Source organism: Alteromonas sp. 5NW40-0090, from assembly GCF_057552975.1.
This window is the reverse complement of sequence record NZ_BAAJLT010000002.1, coordinates 247,307-259,579: the sequence shown is the minus strand read 5'-3', so window position 1 is coordinate 259,579 and position 12,273 is coordinate 247,307. Positions and strand designations below refer to the sequence as shown.

Annotated in this window: 9 protein-coding genes; 1 reads left to right on the top strand and 8 read right to left on the bottom strand. The window is 45.4% G+C overall.

Annotated elements, in window-relative coordinates:
- The first annotated feature begins 128 nt into the window (after positions 1 to 128).
- Positions 129 to 1,127 (top strand): NADP-dependent oxidoreductase, encoded by a 999-nt coding sequence (locus tag AC27KT_RS03240; RefSeq protein ID WP_487127328.1) that lies wholly within the window; start codon positions 129 to 131, stop codon positions 1,125 to 1,127.
- 30 nt (positions 1,128 to 1,157) lie between these two features.
- Here AC27KT_RS03240 and AC27KT_RS03235 read toward each other — a convergent pair whose 3' ends face one another.
- The 8 genes from AC27KT_RS03235 to glmU all read right to left on the bottom strand — a co-directional run bounded on the left by AC27KT_RS03235 (position 1,158) and on the right by glmU (position 12,219).
- Positions 1,158 to 2,228, bottom strand: a complete 1,071-nt coding sequence (locus AC27KT_RS03235; RefSeq protein ID WP_487127326.1) for a GGDEF domain-containing protein — start codon at positions 2,226 to 2,228, stop codon at positions 1,158 to 1,160.
- A 104-nt stretch (positions 2,229 to 2,332) separates the two neighbouring features.
- Positions 2,333 to 4,258, bottom strand: coding sequence for an ATP-binding protein (locus tag AC27KT_RS03230; protein ID WP_487127324.1), 1,926 nt, complete (start codon positions 4,256 to 4,258; stop codon positions 2,333 to 2,335).
- Between the two features lie 19 nt (positions 4,259 to 4,277).
- Positions 4,278 to 5,300, bottom strand: a complete 1,023-nt coding sequence (locus tag AC27KT_RS03225) for an ABC transporter substrate-binding protein (RefSeq protein ID WP_487127322.1) — start codon at positions 5,298 to 5,300, stop codon at positions 4,278 to 4,280.
- 124 nt (positions 5,301 to 5,424) lie between these two features.
- Positions 5,425 to 6,411, bottom strand: coding sequence for an LLM class flavin-dependent oxidoreductase (locus AC27KT_RS03220; protein WP_487127320.1), 987 nt, complete (start codon positions 6,409 to 6,411; stop codon positions 5,425 to 5,427).
- A gap of 275 nt (positions 6,412 to 6,686) precedes the next feature.
- Positions 6,687 to 8,519 (bottom strand): glutamine--fructose-6-phosphate transaminase (isomerizing), encoded by a 1,833-nt coding sequence (glmS, locus tag AC27KT_RS03215; RefSeq protein WP_487127318.1) that lies wholly within the window; start codon positions 8,517 to 8,519, stop codon positions 6,687 to 6,689.
- Between the two features lie 2 nt (positions 8,520 to 8,521).
- Entirely contained in the window at positions 8,522 to 9,334 is an 813-nt protein-coding gene (locus AC27KT_RS03210; protein ID WP_487127316.1) for a DeoR/GlpR family DNA-binding transcription regulator, read from the bottom strand.
- A gap of 197 nt (positions 9,335 to 9,531) precedes the next feature.
- A complete protein-coding gene (locus AC27KT_RS03205) occupies positions 9,532 to 10,572 on the bottom strand; it encodes a Gfo/Idh/MocA family oxidoreductase (protein WP_487127314.1) in 1,041 nt (346 codons plus the stop codon).
- Between the two features lie 288 nt (positions 10,573 to 10,860).
- Positions 10,861 to 12,219, bottom strand: coding sequence for a bifunctional UDP-N-acetylglucosamine diphosphorylase/glucosamine-1-phosphate N-acetyltransferase GlmU (gene glmU / locus AC27KT_RS03200; RefSeq protein WP_487127312.1), 1,359 nt, complete (start codon positions 12,217 to 12,219; stop codon positions 10,861 to 10,863).
- Positions 12,220 to 12,273 lie beyond the last annotated feature (54 nt).

The following is a 12,273-nucleotide window of genomic DNA, read 5'->3' as shown; positions in this document are numbered from 1 at the left end:
TTGCTAAATGGTTGTATTTATACCAATAAGCCCCACCCTATTTTCATAGTCGTGGGGTGATCTCAACCAGCCAAAATGCGTTTCAACATTGAGCACACCACCCCTTTTAACGAGTACAGGAGGATACAATGCCAACATATAAAGCTATTACTTTGGTAAAGCGCCCCGACGATAGAAAAATCGGTCCGCATTTATTTGAAACGAAAGAGCTTGAAATACCTACACCAAAAGATGGCCAGATTCTAATTAAGCAAACTCACATGTCTTTAGATCCTGCAATGCTAGGGTGGATGAGTGAAGACAGAGAAAGCTATATCCCTCCAGTAGAGCTTGGTGATGTCATGCGTTCGAGCGGCGTAGGCGAGGTGGTTGAGTCTAACAACTCAGACTTTTCTGTGGGCGATAAAGTTATGGGCATGACCGGCTGGAGTGAATATGTGCTGAGTGATGGCTCTGGCTTCAATAAGCTTCAGCAAGGTGTGACTGAAGAAATGGCACTGTGCGTTTTTGCGCTACCTGGCTTAACCGCCACAACAGGCCTTTATAACTTTGGCGAACCAAAGGAAGGTGAAACGCTTATTGTAACAGGTGCAGCGGGTTCTGTAGGATCGATAGTGGGTCAACTTGCAAAAGCTGATGGACTGCGTGTGATCGGTGTAGTGGGTAGTGACGACAAAGCCAACTGGATTGTTAATGAATTAGGTTTTGACGGCGCAATCAATTACAAAACTGACGACTTAGAAGAAAAACTGGCCGAGCTTACGCCAGACAAGATTGACGTATTTTTTGAAAATACAGGTGGCCCTATCCAACAGCACATATTCAATAGAATGAATACTCATGGACGCATAGTGGTGTGCGGTATGATTGCTGATTATCAGTCAGAAAATCCGGCGCCAGGGCCAAACTGGATCCCTTTAATCAAAAAGCGGGTCAATATTCGTGGTTTTGCTATGCCCGACCACTGGGGGGAAATTCCACAGCTTTTACAAAAGCTTACTCCATACGTACAGCAAGGTAAGATAAAGTACCGTGCCCATACTATTGACGGGTTAGATAACGCGGAAAAAGGCTTAAACATGTTGTTTGAAGGTAAAAATACCGGAAAAATGATAGTGAAGCTGTAAAACCTCAAATCAGAAGCACAGCGTTTGGTATCAGTACTGTGCTTCTGCTATTACATACTGTGCTTTACCTTTTTCTTTCGCTTCATATAACGCTTTATCGGCTTCATCAATAAGCCAATCAATGGATATATCGTCAACCGATTCAGCATAAGCCGCACCGATTGAGCAACTCATAAAGGCGTGCTTTGCTCCATCGGCATGCTTTAATTGAGCCCCGCTCCATTTATCTAACAGTGCTTGCGCGTGCTTTTCAACCTGCTCTTTATTGATATCGCTTAAAACAACGATAAACTCTTCGCCACCGTATCGGCCTAGGATATCTGTTTCGCGCTTAAAAACCTCTTTCATAATACGCGCCTGCACTTTTATTGCTTCATCACCCTGTTGGTGACCAAAACTATCGTTGTATTTCTTAAAGTCATCTAAATCAAGCATCAAGGTAGCCATTGATACTTTATGACGCTTACTGAACGCCAGCAGCTTTTCGCTCTGATCTCGTAAAGCACGCCGATTAAGCAAATCGGACAACGGGTCGAACTTGCTAAGTTTTAATAATCGGTCGTTCGTTTCTTTAAGCATGCGCACACTGCGATCTAATCTGTACTTAGCATAGACACATATAAAGAGTGAACCTGTTACAAACGAAGCTGAAATTGGCACCCTGTCACCGTAAACCGGCGCTAACCACATCAAGCCTAAAAAACCAAAGATATTAACGACATTTGCAGCCATCGCTAATTTAAATGGGATACCCAAGGCAAATACGCAGAAGAACGCATATAAAATGGTGCCTTCGTAAGGGAAAATAAAGTTGTGCTCTTTCCAACACACCCATATCAGCCAATAATTGCTGTAGGAAAGGGCAATAAGTAATCCTGCGAAAATGTAGGCTCGAAGCTGAATGAACCTGCGCCAGAAGGAGAGTACAACAACGACGAGTATAATAGGGAATTGAAGAAGTAAGCGATCAAATATGTACAGCTCGTACATGCTGCTTGGTAGTAGCATCAAGTCAGCAGCCATAAAGGCAAGCACAAGTATAGCACCAATGATCAGCGCAATTCTCAGCCGAAGTAGCTCGCGGGGTTTATTGATTTGCACACGCCACCTTAAGCAATAAGTTACTGTTAAAGCATCTATATATTAGCCCATGGCGAAATCACCCACGGGCTCTTACAACTTCAAATTACTGAAGCTGCATCACTTTAACTATTATCAGTGACTTCTTGATTAAGCGCCAGTTTTGACAAACTTTCTTGCAGTGCCTCAACGGTGACAGGTTTGGTAACGATGTCGTCCATCCCCGCTTCTTTAAATGACACGTGACGCTCTTTGAATGCTTCGGCGGTAAGTCCTATAACTGGGATTTTGCTAAGCTCTCCATCAAGTTTTCGAATGCGTTTTGTCGCTTCAATGCCGTCCATCACTGGCATGTGCACATCCATGAAAACAACATCAATACCGCCCTCTTCTACTCGTGCAGCGGCTTTCAGTCCATTATCAACGTGCTCAACATCACATTTCAGATGTTCTAAGAGTGCCTGTGCTACCACAGCATTAATGGCATTATCTTCAGCCAACAGAACTTTAATACCTTCTGGTAAGCTAGCGCGCTCTGCTTGTCGCGCGGAATCCGAATCGGCCGACGACTCCACCATGCGACGACTCTGCACGTTGGCGGTAACGGTGAAACATGAACCTTCACCTACTTTGCTCACCACCTTAATATCACCACCTAATATTTGTGCAAGCTGCTTTGCAATAGCAAGACCTAGCCCAGTGCCACCGTATTTACGCGTAATTGATGAATCGGACTGCGTAAACTTATCAAAAATATGCTCGAGTCTGTCTGGCTCAATACCAATACCGGTATCTTTAACCGCAATTACCAAATGGTTCTCGCTCACGGTATCCTGTGAAGGCTGTTTGAGCTTGGCGGAAATAGTCACCGTGCCCTTATGAGTAAACTTAATTGCGTTACTCACCAAGTTAATGATTATCTGGCGTAACTTCGTAATATCACTGGTTACTGCCACCGATTCCATGTTCTTACTTTTGTAAACCAAACGCGTACTATTGGCGCTAGCATTGGTACCCAGTAGCGTAATAAGGTCATTCAGCATTGCGTCAAGATCGAACTCTGTAACGTCAACCTCTGACATACCTGATTCAATTTTTGAGAGATCCAGAACATCGTTGATAACGGTCGCTAGAATAGACGCCGATGATTTCAAATCGCTGGCATACTGATGCTGTTTATCCGACAGTTGCGTATCAAGAAGTAGCGTTGCTAATCCCTGAATACCGTTCAGTGGGGTGCGAATTTCGTGACTCATTACTGCAAGAAAATCCGTTTTTGCGCGGTTTGCTTGCTGAGCTTGAGCAACGTATTGCTCTATTTCACCAGACATTGCCTCAACGTCTCGCGCTAAACTACCTAACTCGTCGTTTTGCTGTAAGTCTATACTGACCTTCTTATGGTCAACCGCAATACGACTTGCTGCTGATTTTATTTTTTCGATAGGAGAAACAACAAACACCTGTGTGACTCTTCCCATAAGCAAACTGACAATAACGACAGCAAATAGCGTCACTAATGACGTTAGCCACGCAATAGTAGATAGGGAAGATTGCAGTGCGTCAGCAGGCTGTAATACGGTAACTTTCCAATTCCATGGCGCAAATTCCGCACACGCAAATAACACGTCAGCATCGTTAATATTCGACTCACCAAAGGCGACCTTACGACTGGCAATGGTTGCGATTGTCGCATCTTCGACATTAGGAACCACAGTGTGCTCCATCGTACTAAACACCACAGTATCGGCACTCTTGTCACTGATCGCAAAGTGGCGGTCGGTGGCTTGCTGCAACGACTTTAGCTCTTCAAACACTTCCTTTTGATAGGCCTCGCGAAACACAGGCACATTCTCTAGGCCCGACTCAATAAGCAGTTCACGTCTTTCGTCAATGATCTCTAAAACGTTTAATGTAAGCGTCTGAGTGAGGAGCTGATATTCTCTTTCGCGTGCTGAATCGTACGCCGTCAAATAAGCCCAATACCCAGTAAGTGCCATACCAATTAATAAAATTGGAATGTAGATAACCAGCAGTTTCGATTTAATCCGCATACTTACTTCTAATTAGGCCTTATTGATACACATGCTCTTTAGAGAGCTTCAAATAATTGGAAGGGATGGGCATTTGTAATTTAATTGCCGTAGCAACATTTACCGCTACAGTGTACGTATCCATTTTACCAACGGGAATGTCTCTCGCCGATTTTCTTTGCAGTATCAGCTTTGCTTTTCTTGCTGCTGATTTCCCTATACTCTTTGATTCAGATACCACCCCGATAAGCGCACCTTTTTTTACTGACGCAATACTTTCAGCAAATAGAGGAAGCAATCCAGTCCTCTCTTTAACCTTCTCCACTAATCCATTGGCTTCTGCTAAAGGCCCTGAAGATAACCAATAGCCATCTAGTTCTGAGCTTCTTTGTTCTAAGCTATCAACAATACTATCTGTCATTTCAACGAGTCCTTCATCACCTTCTAAATAAGGCGTGCTGACTGCAACTAAGTTTATATTTTCATACTCACTGTCTAACGCTAGCAGTTGGTTTACCAGGTTACTCGATGAGGGATAGGTTGAATGTACTAAACCTATAGTAAGAGGAGACGTAGGCTCTGATGCTCTAAGCACGCCATCTAACATATCAAGTTTTACTTTCGCATCGAGCACGTGCGACTCGCCAGTCATATTGCGTTTGCTTGTAGCACCAATAGTGGGAACTATCCCTTCTTCGACTGGAGCTGACACAACCATGAAAAGTTTTGGCGTATCAACAAAGTCTTCAGAGGCATTCAAAGCACGAGTGGCCAAGGTAGCGACAGATACAATAAGATCAGGTTTAGGCTCTTGTGCCAGCTCGCTTAATATTTCTTTAGCGCGCTCCTCCGATCCTTCAGCATTGTATGTAGTAACGTTAATGTCGTGCTCAGGCATAATTCGAATAAGCTCTTTTTCAAATTCGGACCGTGATTCACTAACAATAGGAACTGGGAGCGTTTCAATAATAACAAGGTCCAGAGCGTCTTTAGCTTTGGCAGAACTTAAAGTTGCCGCGAACAAAACTAGGGTAAGGAGGAAGGAAAACCAGACCTTAAGCATGACTGTAAACCCGTAATAACTAAATGAAAACACACATGTCATTACATATCATAAAGTTATTCTGGGGCATTGCATAGAAGAAGTTATGACCAAACCCTTAAAACTGGTCATAACTTTTTAGGAGCTAGGATGCGATGTCCGCAAACGCTTTAACGCTGAATAAACGCGCCTCGATATCGTAAATTGGCATAGACACAATAATCTCATCAATATCCGTTGCTTCGATAAATTCAGCGAGCTTGCGTTGCACGGTTTCTTTCGAGCCAACTAAGGCATATCTGAGTACACTTGATAACATGGCCTCATCTGGTACCGTACAGTATTCACTAAAGTTATGCATAGGCTTTGCAAACGGCTTGTTAAGGCCACGTCGCATGTTCATAAATTGCTGCTTCACTGACGTAAATAGAAGTTCAGCCTCTTCATCGGTTTCAGCAATCACCACCATTACACCAGCCATCGCTTTTGGCGCTGATAACTGAGGCGACGGTTTAAACATATTGCGGTACACATGAAGCGCATCGAATAACGCATCGGGCGCAAAATGCGAGGCGAACGAATATGGGAGTCCCATTTTTGCCGCCACCTGTGCACTGTATAAGCTAGAGCCAAGCAACCACAGGGGGACATGAGTATTTGCCCCAGGTACTGCAACAATCGGCTGCCCGTCTTGCGGTGTACCCAAGTAGTGCTGAAGTTCCTGAATATCTTCTGGGTAACTGTCTACATCGCTTTGCAAATTGCGACGAAGCGCGCGTGCGGTTGCCATATCAGTGCCTGGTGCACGGCCAAGTCCAAGCTCTATGCGATTGGGAAATAATTCAGCCAAGGTGCCAAACTGTTCAGCAATGACCAAAGGTGCATGGTTAGGCAGCATAATACCGCCCGCACCCACTTTAATGGTAGAAGTGGCATTCGCAATATGCGTGAGTACAACCGAGGTGGCAGAACTGGCTACACCTCGCATGCCGTGATGCTCGGCTAGCCACACACGTTCATAGCCATTGCGCTCAGCTTCCATAGCCATCAGCTTTGAGTTATGTAGCGCGTCTTTCACGCCAAACCCTTCAGATATTGGCGCTAAATCTAGCAGTGAGTATGGGATAGCCATGTTGCCTCGCAATGTTGAAACTTGGTATGACTTATAGGTATGACCTTACTTCTCGTTTTACAACTGCCTTACCTGACAAAGTAGGACGGATGGAGAAGGTTTGTCGATAAAGTGAGAGTGGTGAAAAGAGAAGTGAAATTATAGTAAGGCATGGACTTGCAGGAAAGCCACTTAATTAGCAGCCAATACTCGCCTGTTGAAAAATTAAAAAGCCTGCGCTTTTGTCAGTCGCAGGCTTTGTTTGTGAGCACGAATAAGTGCTTCAGCAGTGTGCTTTATTCTACCGTAACCGACTTCGCCAAGTTACGCGGCTGGTCTACATCAGTACCTTTAATTAACGCTACATAGTAGCTCAATAACTGTAGCGGCAAGGTATAGATGATAGGTGCGATTGGTTCGTCGCAGTGCGGTACGTCGATAACGCGCATGGTTTCATCACCTTCAAACGCCGCATCCTTATCCGCAAATACATACATGATGCCGCCACGGGCACGTACTTCTTCAACGTTCGACTTTAGCTTCTCGAGGAGTTCGTTGTTCGGTGCAACCACAATAACGGGCATTTCGTCATCAATAAGCGCAAGTGGGCCATGTTTCAATTCCCCAGACGCATATGCTTCCGCATGAATATAAGAAATCTCTTTAAGCTTAAGCGCCCCTTCCATGGCAATAGGGTATTGATCGCCACGGCCTAGGAACAAGCTGTGATTCTTATCTGCAAATTCTTCAGCTAAATCTTCAATGCCACCAGTTATCGCTAAGGTCTCTTCAAGCTTGGCAGGTAGACTATGAAGCGCAGAGACAATAGCTTTGCTGTCAGCGTCTGTCATGCCGTTTTCTTTGCCCAGTGCTAGGGTAAGCATTAAGAACGCAGTGAGCTGAGTAGTAAAGGCTTTGGTAGACGCTACGCCAATTTCTGCGCCAGCACGGGTCATAAATGCTAGGTCTGACTCGCGTACCAATGACGAGCCCTGAACGTTACAAATGGTCAAACTAGACATATAGCCCAGCGCTTTTGCTAAGCGAAGGGCAGCTAACGTATCGGCTGTCTCACCTGATTGAGAGATAGTAATAAGCAGGCTGTTTGGGTGAACCACTGACTTGCGGTAACGAAACTCCGATGCAATTTCTACGTTGCACGACACATTGGCGTACTGCTCTAGCCAGTAGCGCGCCGTCATACCCGCATGGTAGCTGGTACCACAGGCAATAATTTGTACATGCTGTACTTTTTTGAATATCTCGTCAGCACCTTTACCAAATATATCAGCGGTAAGACCGTTTTCGTCAATACGATCTTTAAGCGCATTACGCACAACGGTTGGCTGCTCGTGAATTTCCTTGAGCATGTAGTGGCGGTAACCCGCTTTGTCACCCGCGTCGTGCTCGATATTCGACTCAATCACTTCGCGTTCAACAGCATTGCCGTCTTTATCGAAGATTTTAACGTCGCGACGAGTAATCTCTGCCACATCGCCTTCTTCTAAAAAGATGAAGCGGCGTGTCACTGGCAACAATGCCATTTGGTCCGAAGCAATAAAGTTTTCGCCAAGCCCCAAACCAATTACTAGCGGGCTGCCAGAACGGGCAACGACCACGCGGCTTGGGTCTTCTTTATCCATGATAACGGTGCCATACGCACCGTGGAAGGTTTTAACGGCACTTTGCACAGCGTCTAGTAAAGTCTTACCTGACTTAAGCTCTTCGTGCACGGTATGGGCAATGGTTTCTGTGTCGGTGTCGCTGGTAAAGGTATAGCCCTGCTCTTTTAACTGTGCTTTTAAGTTAACATAGTTTTCAATAATACCGTTATGAACAACAGCTACACGTTCAGTTGAAAAGTGGGGGTGCGCATTCGCTTCAGTCACACCACCGTGCGTTGCCCAACGGGTATGAGCAATTCCAGTTGTACCCAAAGCTTCACCTTCTGCCACCGCATCAGCAAGCTCTTGTACTTTGCCTGTACGGCGAATACGTGTAAGCGTGCCGTCGCCTTGCAATAGCGCCACGCCAGCTGAATCATAGCCGCGATACTCCAGTCTTTTTAAACCTTCTAATAGGATTTCAACCACGTTACGCTCAGCTACAGCGCCAACTATTCCACACATAATTATTCTCCACTCGGCGCTGCAATAAGTACTGTCACGCCCTGATTTTCAATATTAAGTTTGTCTTGTTCACAAATGCCTTCATCAGTGATCAAAACAGAAATGTTTTTCCAGCTTAGCTCTAGGTTAGGCATTTTATGCGTTAATTTCTTTGAGCTGGCTACTATAACCACCTTACTAGCCGCCACAGCCATGGCGCGGGTTACACCAATAAGCTCGTTAAAGGTGGTGGTTCCTCTATTCACATCAATGCCCGCGGCACCAATAAACGCAATGTCAAAACTATAGGCACTAACCAACTGTTCAGCCATAGCGCCTTGAAACGACTGAGATTGGGCATCCCATGTGCCCCCTACCATTAACACCGTCGGCTCTTTTTCACTTTGGGTAAGGTAATTGGCGGTTGATAACGTGTTGGTCATTACCACTAAATCATCGATGCGTGATAAATGGGGCAAGATGGATGCGGTGGTAGACCCGCAGTCTATAACGAGCTTATTGCCCGGATTAACCAAGCTCGCTGCGAGTTGGCCTAAAGCATTAATTGCTGGGCTAGTAGTTGAATTCGTGAAAGGGTCATTGGTAATAAACTGAGATGGCCCAGCATTTGAGTTGGTAGATGATGGTACAGGCACTGCGCCACCAAACTGTCGAATCAGTAAACCTTGCTGCGAAAGGGCTGCGAGATCTTTTCTAATGGTGACTTCAGACGTAGCAAAACGCACGGCCAAGTCTTCAACTTGTGATTGACCATGCTCTTTCACCCACGCCACTATCTGCTGGCGGCGCTGTTCAACTGATTTACTACTTTTCAATATAACCTCATGCTCTTGCCGCCTTCTCGCTAAACCTTCCTGTACGCGTTGTTCCAATTGAGAACAAGCCATAAAAAGTCTGCAAAATAGTCCGCAAACACATCTTCAACATTCAACCATAACTTTCAAAACGAAAGTTATTAGTTTTAAAGTGAAAGCATCGTAAGTTAAATTGAAACGACGATCAAGGTAATTGTTTAATTAAACGCCAGCGATTTCTTTTGAGCACTCGCTTTTATGGCTAGCTCAATGACTTTGATAACAGGTACGACCGTACTCGCGTCAGCCGGCGAGAATTTACCGTCTTCAATAGCGTGAGCAAGGCGATTAAAAAACGTGAGATATTCACCCTTCACTGTTGTTACCGTCTCTTCAACTAGCTGGCCGCTTTCATTGGCCACAGCTAGCACGCCATGCTCGTTATCTTTTGTAATCGCCCAGTGTTCATCGTCAAAGGCTAGCTCTGCACGCAATTGATCTTCTTGCGGATCTAAATAGAACTTTCGAAAGCTGCCTTTTGTGCCTTGCAAGTCGTAGCGCAATGTTACGCTGGCCTGAAAAGCTGAACTACCTAGCTTTACAACTTTATCAACATAGTGAAGTGTTACATCGAACGTGTCATCTGACTGCCCATTTTCACGCAAGGCCTGTATGCTTGCCGACACTTCTTCCGGCTCGCCGAAAAGCTGTAGCGCTTGGTCGATTAAGTGGGGACCTAAATCCCAGAAGATACCGCTTCCTGGCCCTGCATTTTCACGCCATCTGTCTCGTGGTACCGGGCGAAATCGGTCAAATCGGCTTTCCAAGCGTTTAATGTCGCCTAACTTGCCATCGTTGATTAACTGCTTAACCGTAAGAAAATCGCCATCAAAACGTCTGTTGTGATAAACACAAAGCTGTTTATTTTGAGAATGTGCAAGCTCTACTAAAGCTTCTGCTTCTTCACTATCTAATGTAAATGGCTTTTCTACCAATACGTGACAGCTGTGCTCTAATGCCAGTTTCGCCTGTGGTCCATGAAGGTGATTTGGGGTTGTAATAACCACCAAATCCACATCGTGAATTTTAAGCGCTTCTTCCAACGAGCCATACACTTCAGCATGGGGTAAAACTGCGTTAACCACATCAGGTTTTGAAGAGATAACCACATCGACAGAGAACTGCGGTAGATAATTTAGAAACGGCAAATGAAAGGTTGTGGCGGAAAATCCAAAGCCAACCAGAAGTGTAGATATCATCGCATATCCTTGTGTAACGAGAATTAAGAGGTAAGTAAACACACACTATCAGTAATGATAGATAGGGGAAACCTTAGATAGTTCATTATTTAGAAGACAGATAGCTGAATGAGTTGCGACTACAGCGACACAATAGACGTTAACTAAGCCCTCTGATTTTGTCATCTTTCTGACTGGGCGATAGTTTGATGGGACTAGAGAAGAAACTGGGCTAGCTAATCACTATTTGTGTTTGCCAGCCCTATCTCACCATGTAACCCGTTAGCGAGCTTTCATAAGGATACGTCTTTATTTTTTGGTCGGGCGCGGCCAATTTGGAATATTGCGCTGCTTACCGCGGGCCACGGCTAGCGCGTCTTCGTCTACGGTTGACGTGATCACCGAACCCGCACCTACGGTAGCGCCTTTGCCAATGTTTACAGGCGCGACAAGCGACGAGTTTGAGCCGATAAAGGCATTTTCGCCGATGACGGTTTTGGACTTGTTCACACCGTCGTAGTTACAGGTAATTGTGCCTGCGCCAATGTTCGCTTTGGCACCCACTTCTGCATCGCCTAGGTAGGTCAAGTGATTCGCTTTGGCGCCCTCGCCTAAAATAGCCTTCTTCATTTCCACGAAGTTACCCACTTTGGCATTTTTCTGCATTACTGCACCAGGGCGCAACCTTGCGTAAGGTCCAACTGTGCAAGCTTCACCTACACTGGCTTCTTCAATAATAGAATTAGCTTCAATTACAGCGTTGTCGGCAATAGTACAGTTGCGCAGAATACAGTTTGCACCAATGTTGACGTTGCTACCAAGTGTCACCTTACCTTCAACAATAACGTTAACGTCGATAATTACGTCGTTACCGGTTTCAAGCTGGCCGCGTAAGTCAAAACGAGCAGGATCCAGCAAGGTTACGCCATTGGTCATTAGCTCTTCGGCTTGGCGACGCTGAAGCGCGCGCTCCAGATTAGCTAACTGCAAACGATTATTAACGCCTTCCACTTCTACCGCAGACTGTGGCTGTGCAGACTGAATTCGCTTGCCTTCAGCTGCAGCCATGGCAATAACGTCGGTAAGATAATACTCGCCTTGCGCGTTATCATTGCTTAACTCACCCAACCAGCGCTTAAGATCAGCGCCAGACATCATCATCATGCCGGTGTTAATTTCTTTGATTTCACGCTGAGCATCAGTGGCGTCTTTGTGCTCGACTATCGCGGTAATATTGTCATTTTCGCGAATAATGCGGCCCATGCCTGTGGGGTCGTCTAAATTTACAGTGAGCAGTGCTAAATCACAGCTTTCTTTTGCTGCTTTTAATGCGCTTAGTGTTTCTTCGCGAATAAGTGGTGCGTCGCCAACAAGTACAAGCACGTCTTCATTATCTTTAATGTGAGGTGCCGCTTGCTGAACAGCGTGGCCTGTACCTAACTGTTCGGCCTGTAAACACCAATTTAGATTGTCTTCAACAACAGTTGCCTTTAGCTGGTCGCCGCCATGGCCGTAGACCAAATGAATATTGTCAGCACCCAGTGATTTTACTGTGTTGATAATGCGCTGCACCATAGGCACACCACCTACTTTGTGTAATACCTTCGGTAACGACGATTTCATACGGGTACCTTTACCCGCTGCTAATACAACCACAGAGAAAGCCATATAATTCCTTTATTTCGCAAAGAGAATGAAAGTCGGAGCATAGTGTAACCAAGG

Bases quoted from the DNA above. Each gene is read 5' to 3' on its own strand.
- AC27KT_RS03240 (WP_487127328.1), top strand. From the start codon at position 129: ATGCCAACATATAAAGCTATTACTTTGGTAAAGCGCCCCGACGATAGA.
- AC27KT_RS03230 (WP_487127324.1), bottom strand. From the start codon at position 4,258: ATGCGGATTAAATCGAAACTGCTGGTTATCTACATTCCAATTTTATTA.
- AC27KT_RS03225 (WP_487127322.1), bottom strand. From the start codon at position 5,300: ATGCTTAAGGTCTGGTTTTCCTTCCTCCTTACCCTAGTTTTGTTCGCG.
- AC27KT_RS03220 (WP_487127320.1), bottom strand. From the start codon at position 6,411: ATGGCTATCCCATACTCACTGCTAGATTTAGCGCCAATATCTGAAGGG.
- glmS (WP_487127318.1), bottom strand. From the start codon at position 8,519: ATGTGTGGAATAGTTGGCGCTGTAGCTGAGCGTAACGTGGTTGAAATC.
- AC27KT_RS03205 (WP_487127314.1), bottom strand. From the start codon at position 10,572: ATGATATCTACACTTCTGGTTGGCTTTGGATTTTCCGCCACAACCTTT.
- glmU (WP_487127312.1), bottom strand. From the start codon at position 12,219: ATGGCTTTCTCTGTGGTTGTATTAGCAGCGGGTAAAGGTACCCGTATG.